The sequence below is a fragment of the Helicobacter pylori FD535 genome, assembly GCF_000296015.2.
Lineage (GTDB): Bacteria > Campylobacterota > Campylobacteria > Campylobacterales > Helicobacteraceae > Helicobacter > Helicobacter pylori_CT.
In genome coordinates, this window is sequence record NZ_AKHP02000067.1 from 77,873 (window position 1) to 94,631 (window position 16,759).

Genomic DNA, 16,759 nt, shown 5'->3' on the forward strand with positions numbered 1-16,759 from the left:
GAGTGCGAGCTTACAAACAGATTTTTGATAAGGGTTTAAAGCCTTGTTATAAACATTCTGTTTGTTTAAAGCTTTTTTTTAGATTTTGTTTTCTCAAAACTCATGCTTACCAACAGCGTTATAAGGCGTTTGCCCTAACGCTCTTTTCTTGTAAGTTTTTTAACGCTTGCAAGATTTTTATTCCCGCAATTGATTTTAAAATTGTTTTTGTTCCCATTCTAAAAGCCAAGTTAAAAAGAATCTCTAATGCCTATTAACCCTCTCTATCTTTTCCCTAATCTTTTTACCGCTAGCAGTATTTTTTTAGGCATGATGAGTATTTTTTACGCTTCCAGTTATCAATTTGTCATGGCATGTTGGTTAGTGGTAGTGAGTCTTATTTTAGACGGGCTTGATGGGCGTGTCGCAAGGCTTACCAATACCACTAGCAAGTTTGGCATTGAATTTGACTCCTTAGCTGATGTAATCGCTTTTGGGGTGGCCCCAAGCTTAATCACTTACTTTTATGTGGGGTATAACTTTGGGCGCATAGGCATGGCGGTGAGCGCGTTGTTTGTGATTTTTGGAGCGATACGATTAGCGCGATTCAATATCAGCACCAACACAAGCGACCCCTATTCTTTCATCGGTATCCCTATTCCTGCTGCGGCGGTATTGGTGGTGCTTTGTGTGTTATTGGATAACAAATACCATTTTTTAGAAGGGAATACAGAAAAGTTATTTTTAAGCTTTATTGTCTTACTAGGGGTGCTTATGGTGAGCAATATCCGCTACCCTAATTTTAAAAAAGTCAAGTGGAATCTCAAGCTTTTCATCTTAGTGTTGATTTTTTTATCGTTAGTGTTTGTGCGCCCTTTAGAGGCTTTAAGCGTGTTTATGGGGTTGTATTTGATTTATGGCATCATTCGGTGGCTTTTTTTAATGGTAAAAATTATTTTTAATAAAAATAAAAACGCATGAAAGAATCTTTTTACATAGAGGGAATGACTTGCACGGCGTGTTCTAGCGGGATTGAACGCTCTTTAGGGCGTAAGAGTTTTGTGAAAAAAATAGAAGTGAGCCTTTTAAACAAGAGCGCCAACATTGAATTTAACGAAAACGAAACCAATTTAGACGAAATTTTTAAACTCATTGAAAAACTGGGTTATAGCCCTAAAAAAACTCTAACAAAAGAAAAAAAAGAATTTTTTAGCCCTAATGTTAAATTAGCGTTGGCGGTTATTTTCACGCTTTTTGTGGTGTATCTTTCTATGGGAGCGATGCTTAGTCCTAGCCTTTTACCTGAAAGCTTGCTTACGATTAACAATCATAGTAATTTTTTAAACGCTTGCTTACAGCTTATAGGCACGCTCATTGTCATGCATTTGGGGAGGGATTTTTACATTCAAGGGTTTAAAGCCTTATGGCACAGACAACCCAACATGAGCAGCCTTATCGCCATAGGCACAAGCGCTGCCTTAATTTCAAGCCTGTGGCAATTGTATTTCGTTTATACAAATCAGTGGTCTTATGGGCATTATTATTTTGAAAGCGTGTGCGTGATTTTAATGTTTGTGATGGTGGGCAAACGCATTGAAAATGTTTCTAAAGACAAGGCTTTAGACGCTATGCAAGCCTTGATGAAAAACGCCCCAAAAACCGCACTTAAAATGCAAAATAACCAACAGATTGAAGTTTTAGTGGATAGCATTGTGGTGGGGGATATTTTGAAAGTCCTCCCTGGAAGCGCTATTGCAGTAGATGGCGAAATCATAGAGGGCGAAGGGGAATTAGATGAGAGCATGTTAAGCGGTGAAGCGTTGCCGGTTTATAAAAAAGTCGGCGATAAAGTCTTTTCAGGGACACTCAACAGCCACACGAGTTTTTTAATGAAAGCCACGCAAAATAACAAAAACAGCACCTTGTCTCAAATTATAGAAATGATCCATAACGCTCAAAGCTCAAAGGCAGAGATTTCTCGCTTAGCGGATAAGGTTTCAAGCGTGTTTGTGCCAAGCGTGATCGCTATTGCGGTTTTAGCGTTTGTGGTGTGGCTCATCATCGCCCCTAAGCCTGATTTTTGGTGGAATTTTGGAATCGCTTTAGAAGTGTTTGTATCGGTTTTAGTGATTTCTTGCCCTTGCGCTTTAGGATTGGCTACGCCTATGAGTATTTTAGTAGCGAACCAAAAAGCGAGTTCTTTAGGCTTATTTTTTAAAGACGCTAAAAGTTTAGAAAAAGCAAGGCTAGTCAATACGATCGTTTTTGATAAAACCGGCACGCTCACTAACGGCAAGCCTGTCGTTAAAAGCGTTCATTCTAACATAGAATTATTAGAGCTATTGAGTTTAGCGGGCAGTATTGAAAAGAGTAGCGAACATGTCATTGCTAAAGGGATTGTAGAATACGCAAAAGAGCATAACGCCCCTTTAAAAGAAATGAGCGGAGTTAAAGTGAAAACGGGTTTTGGCATTAGCGCTAAAGTAGATTATCAAGGCGCTAAAAAAATCATTAAAGTAGGTAATAGCGAGTTTTTTAACCCTATTAATACGCTAGAAATCAAAGAAAACGGGATTTTAGTGTTTGTGGGTAGAATGATCAGTGAAAAAGAAGACGAGCTTTTAGGGGTGTTTGTTTTAGAAGATTTGCCCAAAAAAGGCGTGAAAGAGCATATCGCTCAAATCAAAAATCTAGGCATTAACACGCTTCTTTTGAGTGGGGACAATAGGGAAAATGTCAAAAAATGCACGCTGGAATTAGGGATTGATGGCTATATCAGCAACGCCAAACCACAAGACAAGCTCAACAAGATTAAAGAGCTTAAGGAAAAAGGGCAGATTGTGATGATGGTGGGCGATGGCTTGAATGACGCTCCCAGTCTTGCTATGAGCGATGTGGCGGTGGTGATGGCTAAAGGGAGCGATGTGAGCGTGCAAGCAGCGGATATTGTGAGCTTTAATAACGATATTAAATCGGTTTATAGCGCGATTAAATTAAGCCAGGCGACCATTAAAAATATCAAAGAAAATTTGTTTTGGGCTTTTTGTTATAATAGCGTGTTCATCCCTTTAGCTTGTGGGGTTCTTTATAAGGCTAATATCATGTTAAGCCCAGCGATTGCGGGTTTAGCGATGAGTTTAAGCTCTGTGAGTGTGGTCTTAAACTCCCAAAGGCTAAGGAATTTTAAAATTAAGGATCATTGAATGAAAGCAACTTTTCAAGTGCCAAGCATTACTTGCAACCATTGCGTGGATAAAATTGAAAAATTTGTGGGCGGAATTGAAGGCGTGAGCTTTATTGATGTGAGCGTGGAAAAAAAGAGCGTGGTTGTAGAATTTGACGCTCCAGCGACACAAGATTTAATCAAAGAAGCCTTATTAGATGCTGGGCAAGAAGTGGTGTGATATAAAAGTGGTGTGATATAAAGATAGTAGTTTAAAGACAGCAACATTCAAAAGGGTTGTTATATCTTTTAATGTTTGGGTTTGTTTGGGTGTTTTTACGCCCTTCAATGGTGATTTATCATAACAATAAGAGAAAGAAATTATCGCATCATTTCATTTTTTTATACATGCAAATCTGCCTATCCAAGCCCTTAATTACACCACCCATAAAAGAAAGGGAATTGCGAGATAGTTTGCTTTTGAATCGCGAACGAATGAGTTCAAAGATTTTAACAAACAATACGCATAGCTCATCAGGTTTCATATCGCTAACATTGCATAAGCTCTTTATGTATCCAATAGGGACACGAACACGAGAGTCAACATCTTTTAAGTCATTGTCTAGTCGCTGTATTAAGCCATCCATGCGATTATCTCATGCATTCTTTCTAAAACACGATGTTCCCTTGCTAAAAAAGAATGAGATGAAAGCATGGCGTAAAGTCTGTTGCTTATGTTACATAGCCTATTTGTTAAGTCAGGTAATGATAAATAAAGATTTCTAATGTCTGGCATGATTATCCTTTATTGGCGGTTGTCATGTTGTATCATGCGTTGCCTTAAAACGCTATGAGATCTTTTGGCAAGGTTTATCCATTCCTACACAAATTTCACTAAGATCATCCCGCTAAACGCATTATTTTTATAAAATTCTATGCGATAGATCCTTTCTTGCTTGTCCAGTGAAAAGCGTTTTTGAAAATCTTTAAGTCTAATCGTATAACCCGCTTCATTAGGCTTACTCTCATTGGAAACGCTAAAGCCAATCACATTCGCGCGGATATTATCCATAGCATGGATACAAAAACTCTCTTTCACTTCAACCACGCTCCCTATTTTAACCATTTGATCCTTATTGTCAATTTGCATTTCCACTTCTTCTAAAGAAGGATCAAACTCTATGTAAAAAGGCGATAATCGTGTCATGAGCTTGTTGCCGTATTTTAAAAACACTTCTTGTTTATTTTTGACTAGCCCTACAATGTAAGCGTTGCTCTCTATGGGGATTTGCGGGATTTTAGTGTTGTGGGGTAAGGGGAAATGATTGAGTCTAGGGCGCAAGTTAAAAAGGGGCATTTTAGGCAGAGAGCTGATTTTTGCCCACAAGCTTTTATCATTGATTAGGGCATGCACGCTGCTAGGGTTAAGCTCAAAATCGCGCTTAAAAGGGATATTGAGTTGATTGAGTAAGCCCTCAATGGCTTGCAAATGGTAAAACACCCTTGATACTAAAGGGAGCTCTTTGCTGGCTTCATTGGCAAAAGCGCTCTTTTTTTGGTTGATCGCATAAAAAGTTAGGGCTTTTTGCATTTCTGTATCGCCTTGCGCGGTGCGCGTGTTTTTTAAATGATACTCCTCAATGGGGTGCAATAAATGGGCGTTGATACTCTCAATCGTATTGTTTGCGAAAGCAAGCAGATTGGGGAATTTCGCCCCTTTAACTTCATCTTGATCAATAATGAAGCAATTCCCCCAGCGCTTAGGATTGAGCGTCGCATCAATATAAACAGGGCGGTAATACCCACCGCCATCATGCAAATGCAAGACGGCATCCACGCTTGGTTTTGCAATCAAGGATTTGATTTCTTGGATAGTGGGGTATTCAGGGTCATTCTTGTCTAAAGCGGCAAATTTGCGGTTCATATCCCCATACAAGCCCCTATGATTTCTTAACATGGAAGGCTTATTCAATACCGGAACCACTTCAACCAGGCCTTTTAAAACGCTATAGTGCATCAAAAACAAATTAGCCGCATTAAACCCCCCAGGCTCATCGCCTTGAATCCCTGCCAAAAGCAACAAATGGGGGGCTTTGTCTTTATCCTCTACATTTGTAGGGACTTTTTCTATCGTTTCTATCGCATGCGCAAACACCAAAGAACACAAGCCCCACACTAAAAGCCATATTTTTTTCATCCAATCTCTCTACTATTTGAAACTAAAAGATCGCTAATTATACCTAAAAACCTTTTTAAGGGTGTTTTTTAAAGTTTTCATAAAAAGGAACGAAAAATGCTTGTGGAGGGTTAATTCTATTTAAAAGGTTTTTTATGGATATTTTAAAAACTCTTCAAAAGCATTTGGGCGATGTGGAAACAAGCGATTTTAAAACCAATGCGATAGAAAAATCCCAACAAATCGCCCAATTCAGTAGGGACATGAAAAATATAAACGAGAGCGTTGGAGCGTTACAAGTCTTGCAAATCGCTTGCAAAAAGCTTTTCAATAAGAGCATGGGTTTAGAAGATAAAGACGCTTTGCAAGCTTCTATCATTAAACAGGAATTGAAAGAAATTGTAGAAAATTGCCAGTTTTTAGCCTCCCCTTTGTTTGACACTCAGCTCAACATTGCAATCCATGATGAAGTTTTTTCCATGATTGTGGCTAACCCGTTGGATTTATTGGAAAATATTGGCGAGTTTCAAGCTTATTTGGAAGAAAAATCAAACGAAATTAAGGAATTATTAGGTTATTTGAGCGAAAGCCTTTCAAACCCTAAAGCCTTCATGCCAAGTTTTTCAAATAAAAGCCTTAAAGATTTGCTAAGCGATAATTTGAGGGCTTAAAATTCAGCTCTCCAATTTAGAAAATTTGATTTTCCATAAAAAGAATGAGCCTAGAAACGCTATTACAAATAAGCCCACCAAGTAATAGCCCAAGTCTGTAAATTCCAGGCTTTGTAAGGTGTTTAAAAGGCGGTTTTCAAATTTTAAATGGAGTTTCTCGCTAACGACTTGAAAAAGCTCAATCAACCCGATAAAGAGTGCGACAAACACGCTTAAGGCCGTGATAGAGATATTGTAATAGATTTTTCTTAAAGGGGTTTTGAACGCCCAATCATACGCCTTGAGCATGAACGCCCCATCTAAAGTGTCAAACAAACTCATGCCAGCGGCAAAAAGAATGGGCAAAGATAGCATGCCCACCACACTCACTTTAATCGCACTGCTAGAGAGGGCCAAAAGTGCGATTTCGCTAGCGGTATCAAAACCCAGCCCAAAAAGAAACCCGATAGGATAAATATGCCACGACTTGGAAACGAAATTAAACAAGGGCTTAAAAAAGCGGTTGAGTAAGCCCCTACTCGTTAAGAGCCGTTCAATCTCTTCATTTTGTTGCTGGCTCAGGCTTTCATTAGAATGCGATTTTTTGAATATTTTTAATAAATCTAAGAGAATAATCGCATTCAATAGCCCTATAATGAGCAAAAAAAGCCCAGAAACTAAAGTCCCCACTACCCCCCCTATTTCTTCTAGCATCGGCGTGTGCTCTTTAGCCCAAGCGATCGCAAACGCGCTGATAATGGTCATTAAAATCACCACGCTTGAATGACCCATAGAAAAGTAAAACCCCACACCATAGGCGTTTTTGCCTTGTTGGGTGAGCTTTCTTATGGTGTTGTCTATGCAAGCGATGTGATCCGCATCAAAGGCATGCTTTGCCCCCAACATGTAAGCCATAGAAGCCGCCGCATAAAACGAAGCGTTATTGGCCATAAAAAGCAACGCTAAACCTAATGCATGCAAGAACACAATCGCTAAAAAATAAGGAAACCACAATTTCACAGCGCGCCTTTTTGTAAAAATAATACTTTTTGAATAATTTTAATATATTTTGTTAAATTAGAAAATTTTAGGATTTATTTTTTGATTACTTTCTGCAAATTGCCTTAAAAAATTTTTAAGGGGATTGAGAAGTTCTGATTCAAACTTGATGGCTTTTTTTAATTTTTCATAGTCTTCTTCATGTTCATTCTTTACTTTACCTCCTATATTATCAAAAATATTTTTTTTGGTATATAGATATTCTAATCCAAGTGCTTCTAAATAGGCATACCACTTATTTTTTCTTATGTTTTTAATCGGTTTGTAATGTTCTGTCTTTTTAATACAATCCAAATAGCCTTCAAAACAATTTATAAACTCTTTGTGGTTAGCAATTTTTAATAATAGGGTTTCTAAATCACCATCATCTTGATTATTAGGGAATAAAAAGATTTGTTCTCTTGGAAAATCAATCCTTTTTTCTTTGAATTTTTCACGAATATGCTTAAGCTTATTATCAAAACCTGCATCGCTTTCTCGACTCTCTTTCTTGTCTGCATCAAAAATAATGCACACTTGTTTATATGTTTGATGTTCATTATTTAAAATTTTTCTAATCTTTTCCGGAAATTCACCTGAAATGAGCTTATCTTTACCTTCTATATCAAGCATATCAAAATGATCCTGGCATTTCAAAAAATTAAGATACCAACCTAAAAAGTTTCTATCACTTTTTCCTTCTGTATAAATAAGTATCTTTTTACTTAATTATTTTCTTTAAACCTTTCTTTACCTCCAAAAAGATTGGCATGATTTTTGAAATAAAGAGATAGATTTTCTCCATAATAAGGCTCTGCAACGATTGAACTGCTGTTTTTTTCTAAGCAAAACAATTTAGTCTGATTGGCAAATTTTTTTTCTTTGATAACTTGGTCTAAAATTTCTACAAATTCTTGGCTATGGGTAGTCATAAACACTTGCAAATTACGATCTTTGTTATTATTAATAAAATCAATAATCTTTTCTAACAATAACCTCATGCGGGAAAAATGCAAGCCATTTTCCACTTCATCAATATAGATCGTTGTTGCGTTATTGGCAATAAAAGCGCTCACAATATGAAAATACTTCATCAAACCATCGCCAAACATAGATAGCGGGACTTTTTCTTTGATATTTTTCACCTCTAATTTGAGTTGGTTGTTAGCATTAAATCTAATAGCTTGAATGTTTTTATCAAATTGGTTAAGACTTTGATTCAGCCTTTTTTCTAGTTGATTGTCATCAAGAATCTTACGCACTGCTTGAATGATATTGGGATTCATAATATGGATGGCATTAGGATTTATAACATCTCGCTTGCGAGCAACATCGCTAGGCGTTATGATGGTAGCGCTTTCAAAGGGTAAAAGTTTTTGCGATTGGTTGGGCTCAAAATTCTTAAATTGCCTGTTGTAGCTTGACTGATTAGGAATTGGTGGGAAATTGGGAATTCTAGCGATATTTAAATAATCGTTATAGATTTCTTCTTTATCTTTTTTAAAAATGAACTTAAGTTGTGAGAATGCTTGCACTTGTTCTGCTGTGGGTATTATTTGCGACTCTATTACCTTTTGTTTTTCATTGACTATGAATTTTATTTGTAAGTCTAAGGTTTGATTGTTGTCTAAAGTCGTGGTAATTTGTATTTTTTCGTTAGTGTTTAAATTATAAAACATCAAGTTTTTTGATTCTGTCGTTAAAGGCTCTTTGCGTATATTGTCATAAATTTCAATTATATTAGTGCATGGGTGCATGGATTTTCCCACTAAACAATATAACGCCTCTAACAAATTAGACTTTCCCGCATTATTTTCACCAGTGATAATGTTAAGCTTGGTAAAACCATCAATTGTGGTGTCCTTAAAATTCTTAAAGTTTTTGATGCGAACAGACTGAATCATTGAACCCCTTTATCCAAGCAGAAATTGACGCTAAATTTTGACATTATAGTGCATGCAATTACGACAACATTTTAAAAGAATTTGAGGACAAACGATCTGATGAGAGCGGTTCATCTCTTTTTGTTCAAAAATTTGATCCATTCGTCTCTATCAATCAAAAGCACTCCGTTAGCTTGAGCCAGTTTTTGAGCGGCTTGCGTGAAATAGCTATTGGTGATCACGCAAGCTTTTTCGCAAGCGTAGTAAGCTTTAGAAGAGACCACCTCCTGAATGGCTTTGGGCGAAACTTTATGCGAGTAGCGTTTGGCTTGAACCGCCCACTTGATGCCGTCTTTTTCTATAATCAAATCCGCTCCATAATCGCCGCTTTTTTGTGTGATGCTCACTTCAAAACCCTTTGAAGTGAAAAAGATTTTGGAATATTCTTCAAATTCAAAGCCGTTCATGGCGTCTATTTTTTGCAAAATGCGTTTGAGTTGGCGCTTCTTATACGAAGAAATAACGCCTTGAAAAAGCACTAACATTGAAAAAACGCTAAGAATTGCCAACAATTTTAAAAGCAAATCATTAGCTGAGGTTACTAATTGCAATTCTAGGGCTTTTTCCAATAAAACATGCCACGCTGAATAAATCCCTACCGAAAACAAAATGACAAAAATGAAAAATACAATCTTTTTCATGCCTTAAAGCCACTCTGCATTTTCTATAGCGTTCAAACGCTTTTCTAAACCCTCCATAAGAGAATAGTAAGCCTTATTAAGGGCTTTGATTAAAGCGTTATGGTAGGATTTGTCTTCTTGGGAAAAAAGAGAGGGGTTATCACCCAAACGATTAGCGTAATAAACAGGCACGCTGAAAGCGGTGGGGATTAAAAGGGTGTCAAACGGGCAAGTGGTTTGCGGGACGCATTCTAAAATCAAGCTCGCTTGAAGGTTTAAAAAACGCATGACGGATTTTGGGTCAGCGTTAGGCTCAACCGTCTTTTTAAGCCTTTCTTTAACGGCTTTTAAATCTTTAGGACTCTCTTCAAAAGAAAAAAAAACATTGCCTGAAACATTGAGAGTAAAAGCGCTTTTATCTTTTAAAAAATAAGCGATTTGTTGGGTGAGCGCTTTTTTAAATTCTTTTTGGTAAAAGGGCGGCACAAAACGGGCGTTAAAAAAGATTTTAGGGGGGGTTAAAGTGAAAGCGGTTTTTAAAGCGCTATTTTTGGGGTAATCTTTATATTTTAAATGGAGTGTCGTTTTGTTGAAAAACTGACACCCTAGTAAAATAAAAGCAACACCAACGCTTAAAACCCTTAACATTCTATCAAACGCCCATGCTCTAATTTCACATGCTTAGTGGCTAATTTTAGCGTGCTTGGGTTGTGCGAGATAAGAATGATCAAGCGGTTTTGTTTCAATTCTAAAATGCTTTGTTTGATGCTCTCTTCTGTGTTATTGTCCAAAGCGGAAGTGGCTTCATCAAAGATTAAAACTTGAGCGTCTTTATACAAAGCTCTTGCAATGGCGATTCTTTGGCGTTGGCCGCCGCTAAGATTAGCGCCAAATTCATCTAAAACGCTCTCTATCCCATGAGGCATTTTTTCCACAAAATCTAAGGCTTGAGCTTTTTTTAGGCATTCTTTGATTTTGACCTCATCAATTTCTAAACCATACGCCACATTTTCAGCCACGCTCCCGTTAAAAATAAACACCCTTTGAGTGACAACGCTAATCTTTTCTCTCAAGGATTTTTGAGTGATGCTCTCTATTTTTTGATCATTGATGAAAATTTCACCCTTGCTTGGCTCATAAAGGCGTAAGATCAGATTCACTAATGAGCTTTTACCGCTCCCGCTTTCGCCTTTTAAAGCGATGATTTCATTTCGTTGGAATTTCAAACTAATATCGCTTAAAACATAACGCTCTTGATTGTCTAGCACATAAGCCAGCCATACCTTTTTAAATTCTATGGTGTGTATGGCGTCATCTAGCGTTAATTCCCCATCAACAATCGCCGGCTCTCTTTCTAAAATCTCATGGATCCTGTCGCTAGCGACTAAGGCTTCTTGAAAATTAGAAACAATCCTGGTTAAGCGTTTGATCGGCGTATAGAGCATAAAAAGGGCCGTAATGAAAGAAAAAAACGCCCCCACGCTAATATGGCCTCTAATCACTTCATTCCCCCCTAAATAAATCACTAGCGCTATAGCGATAGAGCCTAAAAACTCCATTAAAGGCGAAGAAATTTCAGCCACGGCGATGTTTTTGATACCGATTTTAAAAAACGCTTCATTTTCTTTCACAAAAGCCTTATGCTCTAACTTTTCGCCATTAGAGATTTTAATCGCTTCCACATTGTTAAAGACTTCACTCAAACGAGCGGTGATTTTGGCGTTACTCTCTTGATGGGATTTAGCAAGTTTTTTAACCTTACGAATGATTTTACTGATAGGAATAGCAGCTAGCGGCATGATGACTAGCCCCACTAACGCTAATTTAGGGCTTTGATAGATCACCACCCCCACTAACCCGACAATCGTTAGCCCCTCTCTTAGGCTCTCTGAAAGGTAATTGGACAAACTCGCTCTAATCAAACCGATATCATTGGTGATCCTTGCGATCAATTCGCCCTTTTTCGTCCTGTTAAAAAAATCCATTTCCATTTTGAGAAGGCTTTCTAGCATGGTGTTGCGTATTTTTTTGACAATATCAAGCCCGATAAAGTTAGTGAAATAAGTGCCTAAATACATGCCCCCACTCTTGCCCAAATACGCCAAAATCACTAAAAAAGGCAGGATTTTGAGCATGTGAGTGTCTTTATTGATAAAAATTTCATCTAAAGTGGGCTTGACCAAATAAGTCCCCCAAGCCGTGCTTAAAGCCACCACTAAAGAAGAAAATAAAACCACTATAAAACTTTTATAATGCTCTTTAAGATATTTAGAATAACGCTTGAAAAAGAGTTTCAAATGCTTAACCTTATGGATTTGATTAAACTCGTATTATAGTGTTTTTATTAAGGGATTTTTAACGCTTTAATAAACAGCTTAAAGCGATTGATTAGAATTTAGTGATAAGAGTTGTCATCAAATGGCTCCTGTCTGAATAAAGCGCTTTAGAGCCGGGCGTGGGCCTGTAACTCCCTACCGTAAAGCCTGCATGCGTCATCACGCCCAAATATTCTAATTTCACGCTCGCTGTCAAACTCTTACTGATCTTATAGCCCACATTAACAGCCGCGCTCGCTTCATTGGCTAAAGCGCCGCTAGTCCAACGCCATAAAGTCCCCCACAGCCACTTTTTATGCACGCCCCCACCAAAAACCCAACCAGAGATGGCATCAGCGGTTACCACATGGCTTAAGGCTTGCCCTATATCATAAACGCTATTGGTCCAAAAATCAATGCCTAAAGGGTTTCCTGTCGTGCCGATGTAAGCGTTTGCGTTTTTCCACACTTTATAAAACGCTCCCCCAAAATTAAATTCATTGTAATCAAATCGTTGTCTAATAAGCAAGCTTTGCCCAGCGGTGCCAGCCTTTATGGCGTAACGATAAGTATCCCTTTTTAAGGGGGCATGGACAGGGAGTAAAATATAAGCTTTTGTTTCTGATCTAAAGCCCACGCCATCAAAATTAGGGTTACTATCATAGCCTACAACCACCCCAGGGCTATAATAAGTCCCGGGCGAAAATTGGAAAAAAGGGCTGATGCTAACCCCTTTTCTTTCGTAAGTGTAATCCACTAAATGGATACCATAATTTAGAGTGTGCCCGTTTTTAATCACGGTTCTTGGAGAGTAAAAATCATAAATCCACTCCCCATAAGCGAACGCCCTACCCCATGAGCTAAACCACCATAATTTGTGGCTCCCTTCATTTTTATCCTTGACTTTAGCGCTGATTTCAAAACCTTGCGTGTAACCGCTCATATAAGGAGCATTAGATTGATAACGCCCTCCTTTAGCTAAAAAAATATCTTTATAGCGGTATTCTAAAAAAGCGTTATTCATCAAGTAATTACGGCGGATTTTATTGGCTCTAGCGTTCCCGCACGCTATAGAATCAATCACCTTGCCATCAGATCCAAGCGCGCACTCATGGATACTCGTGCCATCAAGCAAGGCTCTTTTACCCCCCAAATAGCCATCCCAATAACCGATGTAGTTATAAATAACCGATCCGCCTTGATTGAATTTCGTGCTATCATAAGCGACCCCTCCTAGCGTGCCACCGACTTTTCCCTCTAAAACATGCCCTTGATCTTTAAGACCTTTGGATAAAAAATCCGCATAGATATTGCCCTGCCCTACAGCGGTTACAAAAGTCTCTGTAGGATAAATCCCCCTAGCTATATCAATCTTTTTTTTATTAAAGCCAACTTTAGAAAAGGACTCCGCTGAAACTTCAATTTTATAATCAAACGCTTGCAAAGAAGCGCTCAAACTTAAAACATATAACCCACAAAAAACTTTATTCTTTAAAGGCGTGCTATTTTTCATTTTTTTCCTTTTAATAGCCAATACATCTTAAAGATTATGACTTAAAGACTATACAATTCTTAACTGATCTAAAAACAAAGAAGCGTAATCAAGCTATTTATTTATTTTTAATTAACCCAACTATTTTAGATTATAACGAAATTTTTTTAGTTTCATAATAAAATGAGATAAAGTAAATCAAAATCTGATCAAAGTGGGATTTTTGCGCTGTTTTATAACCAAACCCATTTTCTTCATACGAAAGTTCTTATGAAAGTTCTTATATTGATTGCAAAAAATGCCAAAAAGCATTTTTTAAGTTTGATGCTTAATCTAATAGCAAAAACTCCAACACCGCCATGCGCATCGCCACGCCATTTTTGACTTGCTCTAAAACTTTAGATCGCTTATCTTCTAACACCGCGCTTTCTATATCAATATCCCTATGCACCGGGCCTGGGTGTAAAATAATCACCTCTTTATTTTTAGCGTGAGCTTCTAGGCGTTTTTGGGTGATGCAATAAGCATTGCCATAATCTTTCAAGCTCGCAAAAATGGGCGCGTTGTGCCGTTCGGTTTGGGTCCTCAAACTCATTAAAATGTCTGCAAATCCTATCGCTTCTTCAATGTTGTGCGTCGTTTTTAAAGAAACGCTAGGGAGCATGGAGCTTGGGGCGCACAGCATGATCTCAAGCCCTAGTCTTTGGAGCAATTTAATGTTGCTGTTAGCCACTCTGGAATTTTTCACATCGCCGATGAAAGCGATTTTCTTCCCTTTTAGATTTTCCAAACTGCCAAAATGCCGATAAAGGGTGAGCAAGTCTAATAACGCTTGGGTAGGATGAGCGCTTACGCCGCTTCCTGCGTTAATTAAGGGGCATTGTGAAAATTCGGCTAATTTAAAAGGCGCGCTTGAAAAAGCATGCCGTGTGATGATAGCGTCAGGCTGCATGGCATGGATATTTTTAAAAGTGTCTATCAAAGTTTCACCCTTTGAAGTGGAGCTTGTTTGCATGTTTAATTTCACTATTTTTGCCCCCAACCTTAGGCTTGCGATTTCAAAACTAGACACCGTTCGGGTGGAATTTTCAAAAAATAAAGCCACGATGATTTTATTGTGCATTTTTTCTTTTATTTCTAAAGATACGGCGTTAAAATCGTTCGCATAAACGCTCGCTTTGTTCAATAAAAGCTTGATTTCATCTAGGCTTAAATCGCTGGTTTGGAGCAAGTGTCGGCATTTTTTTGGCATAAAACCCCCTTTTAGTTATAATATCGGTTTTATTTTAGCTAAAAATGGCATGGGTTTTAGCAAGGAATGGGCTTGAAAAATCTCTCAACACTTCTGGTGTTTTTATTCTTTTGTTTAGGGTGTGTGAGCAATTTCAATGAAGACACCTACACGCTAGACTTAGTTTTAGAAAAAAAGATCCAAGCCAGCAGGAAAGGCGAAATCACCCAAAATAATGTGCCTATCATCACGGCTATCGCTACGCATTTAAACGATGTGGATAGCGGCACTTACTATGACCATGAGTATTTTTTAGTGGAGATTTTCACGCAAAATAACGACTGGATAGACGATGGCTATATTTCTTATGAACTTTTTGGCACAAAACCTATAGGAAAAGAGCCTTTATGGGTGCGAGAAATCACAAAAGATGAATTTGATGGCATTTTAGAAACCACGAACAGGTGGAGCAGAGCTTTTTTACTCGCTTTTGACAAATTGGATTATTTAGCGGTGCAAGAAGCCAAACTAGAGCTTGATGCCTATAGTTTAGGCAAGATTGTTTTTAATTTCTCTTATCAAGTCCCCTTACCTCAATTTTAATGCGCTTAGATTACGCTTTATTCAACCAGCATTTAGTGGGCAGCAGAGAAAAAGCTAAAGCGTTGGTTTTAAAAAATCAGGTTTTAGTCAATAAAATGGTGGTTTCTAAACCCTCTTTTATGGTTAAAGAGGACGATAAGATTGAACTCATCGCTACAAATCTGTTCGTTAGCAGGGCTGGGGAAAAATTAGCGGCTTTTTTAGAAACCCATTTCGTGGATTTTAAGGGAAAGGTGGTTTTAGATGTGGGAGCGAGCAAAGGGGGCTTTAGTGAAGTGGCTCTTTTAAAAGGGGCTAAAAAGGTGCTTTGCGTGGATGTGGGGAAAATGCAATTAGATGAGAGTTTGAAACAAGACAAGCGCATAGAATGTTATGAAGAATGCGATATTAGAGGGTTTAAAACGCCAGAAACAATTGATTTAGTGCTTTGTGATGTGAGCTTTATTTCTTTATATTGTATTTTAGAAGCGATTTTGCCTTTAAGCGGTGAATTTTTGGCGCTTTTCAAACCGCAATTTGAAGTGGGCAGAGCGACAAAACGCAATAAAAAGGGGGTGGTGGTGGATAAAGAAGCCATTTTAAACGCTTTAGAAAACTTTAAAAACCATTTAAAAACAAAGGATTTTCAAATCTTAAAGATCCAAGAAAGCTTAGTGAAAGGGAAAAACGGGAATGTTGAATTTTTTATCCATTTCAAGCGAGCCTGAGATTAAAAGCCTGGCTATCGGCAAATTTGACGGCTTGCATTTAGGGCATCAAGCCCTTTTTAAAGAATTAAAAGATCCCAAAGCCCTTTTAATCATAGAAAAAAAACATTACACTAAAGGCTATTTAACCCCCCTAAAATACCGCGCTAAACTCGTGGGCATGCCTTTATTTTTTGTGTATTTAGAAGAGATTTCGCGATTAAACGCTTTAGAATTTTTAGATCTTTTAAAAAAGAAATTCCCCCATTTAGAACGCCTGGTCGTAGGCTATGACTTTAGGTTTGGGCATGAGAGAAAAAATGACGCTTTATTTTTAAAAGAGCGTTTTGAAAAAACCATTATTGTGCCTGAAGTGAAAATAAAAGAGATCAGCGTGCATTCTAAAACCATCAAACTAGCCCTAAGTCATGGCGACTTATCTTTAGCCAACAAGCTCTTAGGCAGGCCTTATGAAGTGTGCGGGGAAGTCATTAGCGATCAAGGCTTAGGGCATAAAGAATTAGCGCCTACTTTAAACATCAAAACTAAAGATTTTATCCTCCCTAGTTTTGGGGTGTATGCGAGTTTAGTGAAAATAAAAGATCCAATTTATCAAAAAAGCGTGAGTTTTATAGGCAACCGCTTAAGCACGGATCAGCATTTCGCCATAGAATGCCATGTCCTTGATACCATCATAGAAAACCCTCCCAAAGAAATCGCTTTGCGTTTGGTTCAAAAAATACGAGACAACATGCACTTTTCTTCGTTAAAAGAGCTTAAAAATCAGATCCAACAAGACATCTTAAGAGCCAAAGAGATTTTGAGATAATTTGTGTTAAAATGGCTTTTAAAAACCTTAAAAA

General features: G+C 37.9%; 18 protein-coding genes. 8 read left to right on the forward strand and 10 right to left on the reverse strand.

What is annotated here, in order from left to right:
• Positions 1–2: 2 nt before the first annotated feature.
• The 4 genes from DV63_RS16925 to copP are packed head-to-tail and all read left to right on the forward strand — an operon-like array spanning position 3 to position 3,383.
• Entirely contained in the window at positions 3–257 is a 255-nt protein-coding gene (locus DV63_RS16925; RefSeq protein WP_001203114.1) for a hypothetical protein, read from the forward strand.
• Positions 247–960 carry a CDP-diacylglycerol--serine O-phosphatidyltransferase gene (gene pssA, locus DV63_RS16930; protein WP_001122231.1) on the forward strand — a complete coding sequence of 238 codons (714 nt, stop codon included), beginning with the start codon at positions 247–249 and terminating at the stop codon, positions 958–960. Before DV63_RS16925 ends, pssA begins: the two co-directional genes overlap by 11 nt.
• Positions 957–3,182: a copper-translocating P-type ATPase CopA gene (gene copA, locus DV63_RS16935; RefSeq protein WP_000665023.1), complete on the forward strand. Its 2,226-nt coding sequence runs from the start codon at positions 957–959 to the stop codon at positions 3,180–3,182. Before pssA ends, copA begins: the two co-directional genes overlap by 4 nt.
• Entirely contained in the window at positions 3,183–3,383 is a 201-nt protein-coding gene (copP, locus tag DV63_RS16940; RefSeq protein ID WP_000648272.1) for a copper-binding metallochaperone CopP, read from the forward strand.
• Between the two features lie 148 nt (positions 3,384–3,531).
• Here copP and DV63_RS18735 read toward each other — a convergent pair whose 3' ends face one another.
• Together DV63_RS18735 and csd4 are read right to left on the reverse strand one after the other, a co-directional pair.
• Positions 3,532–3,789: a hypothetical protein gene (locus DV63_RS18735; protein WP_017179845.1), complete on the reverse strand. Its 258-nt coding sequence runs from the start codon at positions 3,787–3,789 to the stop codon at positions 3,532–3,534.
• A 233-nt stretch (positions 3,790–4,022) separates the two neighbouring features.
• Positions 4,023–5,339 carry a DL-carboxypeptidase Csd4 gene (gene csd4, locus DV63_RS16950; protein ID WP_000725373.1) on the reverse strand — a complete coding sequence of 439 codons (1,317 nt, stop codon included), beginning with the start codon at positions 5,337–5,339 and terminating at the stop codon, positions 4,023–4,025.
• A gap of 134 nt (positions 5,340–5,473) precedes the next feature.
• On the opposite strand from csd4, the gene DV63_RS16955 reads away from it, so the two are divergent.
• Positions 5,474–5,989, forward strand: a complete 516-nt coding sequence (locus tag DV63_RS16955; protein WP_000353446.1) for a flagellar FLiS export co-chaperone — start codon at positions 5,474–5,476, stop codon at positions 5,987–5,989.
• 3 nt (positions 5,990–5,992) lie between these two features.
• Here the strand turns inward: DV63_RS16955 and DV63_RS16960 are convergent, their stop codons facing one another.
• From DV63_RS16960 to pyrB, 8 genes are all read right to left on the reverse strand, one after another.
• Entirely contained in the window at positions 5,993–6,988 is a 996-nt protein-coding gene (locus DV63_RS16960; RefSeq protein WP_000780436.1) for a HoxN/HupN/NixA family nickel/cobalt transporter, read from the reverse strand.
• Positions 6,989–7,045: 57 nt separating this feature from the next.
• Positions 7,046–7,723 carry a DUF3226 domain-containing protein gene (locus tag DV63_RS16965; protein ID WP_033636895.1) on the reverse strand — a complete coding sequence of 226 codons (678 nt, stop codon included), beginning with the start codon at positions 7,721–7,723 and terminating at the stop codon, positions 7,046–7,048.
• An 8-nt stretch (positions 7,724–7,731) separates the two neighbouring features.
• The gene (locus DV63_RS16970) at positions 7,732–8,910 is read right to left on the reverse strand and encodes an ATP/GTP phosphatase (RefSeq protein ID WP_000616473.1); all 1,179 of its coding nucleotides are present in this window, start codon (positions 8,908–8,910) and stop codon (positions 7,732–7,734) included.
• A gap of 110 nt (positions 8,911–9,020) precedes the next feature.
• Positions 9,021–9,590: a restriction endonuclease gene (locus tag DV63_RS16975; RefSeq protein WP_000724659.1), complete on the reverse strand. Its 570-nt coding sequence runs from the start codon at positions 9,588–9,590 to the stop codon at positions 9,021–9,023.
• Between the two features lie 3 nt (positions 9,591–9,593).
• On the reverse strand, positions 9,594–10,217 hold the full coding sequence (locus tag DV63_RS16980; protein WP_000946691.1) for a hypothetical protein: 624 nt from the start codon (positions 10,215–10,217) through the stop codon (positions 9,594–9,596).
• Complete coding sequence (locus DV63_RS16985; protein ID WP_000764954.1) at positions 10,211–11,866, reverse strand: ABC transporter ATP-binding protein; 1,656 nt, start codon at positions 11,864–11,866, stop codon at positions 10,211–10,213. Before DV63_RS16985 ends, DV63_RS16980 begins: the two co-directional genes overlap by 7 nt.
• 91 nt (positions 11,867–11,957) lie before the next feature.
• Positions 11,958–13,397: an outer membrane beta-barrel protein HofB gene (gene hofB / locus DV63_RS16990; RefSeq protein WP_000798592.1), complete on the reverse strand. Its 1,440-nt coding sequence runs from the start codon at positions 13,395–13,397 to the stop codon at positions 11,958–11,960.
• 307 nt (positions 13,398–13,704) lie between these two features.
• A complete protein-coding gene (pyrB, locus tag DV63_RS16995; protein WP_001124606.1) occupies positions 13,705–14,628 on the reverse strand; it encodes an aspartate carbamoyltransferase in 924 nt (307 codons plus the stop codon).
• A gap of 66 nt (positions 14,629–14,694) precedes the next feature.
• On the opposite strand from pyrB, the gene DV63_RS17000 reads away from it, so the two are divergent.
• From DV63_RS17000 to DV63_RS17010, 3 genes are read left to right on the forward strand one after another with little or no spacing between them, the layout of a single operon-like run.
• Positions 14,695–15,210, forward strand: a complete 516-nt coding sequence (locus DV63_RS17000) for a hypothetical protein (RefSeq protein WP_000523541.1) — start codon at positions 14,695–14,697, stop codon at positions 15,208–15,210.
• Positions 15,210–15,917: a 23S rRNA (cytidine-2'-O)-methyltransferase TlyA gene (gene tlyA / locus DV63_RS17005; protein WP_001235180.1), complete on the forward strand. Its 708-nt coding sequence runs from the start codon at positions 15,210–15,212 to the stop codon at positions 15,915–15,917. The genes DV63_RS17000 and tlyA overlap by 1 nt, the downstream gene beginning before the upstream one ends.
• The gene (locus tag DV63_RS17010) at positions 15,883–16,725 is read left to right on the forward strand and encodes a bifunctional riboflavin kinase/FAD synthetase (RefSeq protein WP_000931573.1); all 843 of its coding nucleotides are present in this window, start codon (positions 15,883–15,885) and stop codon (positions 16,723–16,725) included. The genes tlyA and DV63_RS17010 overlap by 35 nt, the downstream gene beginning before the upstream one ends.
• The last annotated feature ends 34 nt before the right edge of the window (positions 16,726–16,759 follow it).

What these genes read in the sequence shown, in the direction of transcription:
- DV63_RS16955 (WP_000353446.1), top strand. Translation starts at nt 5,474, where the DNA reads ATGGATATTTTAAAAACTCTTCAAAAGCATTTGGGCGATGTGGAAACA.
- copP (WP_000648272.1), top strand. Translation starts at nt 3,183, where the DNA reads ATGAAAGCAACTTTTCAAGTGCCAAGCATTACTTGCAACCATTGCGTG.
- DV63_RS16970 (WP_000616473.1), bottom strand. Translation starts at nt 8,910, where the DNA reads ATGATTCAGTCTGTTCGCATCAAAAACTTTAAGAATTTTAAGGACACC.
- csd4 (WP_000725373.1), bottom strand. Translation starts at nt 5,339, where the DNA reads ATGAAAAAAATATGGCTTTTAGTGTGGGGCTTGTGTTCTTTGGTGTTT.
- pyrB (WP_001124606.1), bottom strand. Translation starts at nt 14,628, where the DNA reads ATGCCAAAAAAATGCCGACACTTGCTCCAAACCAGCGATTTAAGCCTA.
- DV63_RS18735 (WP_017179845.1), bottom strand. Translation starts at nt 3,789, where the DNA reads ATGGATGGCTTAATACAGCGACTAGACAATGACTTAAAAGATGTTGAC.
- pssA (WP_001122231.1), top strand. Translation starts at nt 247, where the DNA reads ATGCCTATTAACCCTCTCTATCTTTTCCCTAATCTTTTTACCGCTAGC.
- tlyA (WP_001235180.1), top strand. Translation starts at nt 15,210, where the DNA reads ATGCGCTTAGATTACGCTTTATTCAACCAGCATTTAGTGGGCAGCAGA.
- DV63_RS17000 (WP_000523541.1), top strand. Translation starts at nt 14,695, where the DNA reads ATGGGCTTGAAAAATCTCTCAACACTTCTGGTGTTTTTATTCTTTTGT.
- DV63_RS16980 (WP_000946691.1), bottom strand. Translation starts at nt 10,217, where the DNA reads ATGTTAAGGGTTTTAAGCGTTGGTGTTGCTTTTATTTTACTAGGGTGT.
- copA (WP_000665023.1), top strand. Translation starts at nt 957, where the DNA reads ATGAAAGAATCTTTTTACATAGAGGGAATGACTTGCACGGCGTGTTCT.
- DV63_RS16975 (WP_000724659.1), bottom strand. Translation starts at nt 9,590, where the DNA reads ATGAAAAAGATTGTATTTTTCATTTTTGTCATTTTGTTTTCGGTAGGG.
- hofB (WP_000798592.1), bottom strand. Translation starts at nt 13,397, where the DNA reads ATGAAAAATAGCACGCCTTTAAAGAATAAAGTTTTTTGTGGGTTATAT.
- DV63_RS17010 (WP_000931573.1), top strand. Translation starts at nt 15,883, where the DNA reads ATGTTGAATTTTTTATCCATTTCAAGCGAGCCTGAGATTAAAAGCCTG.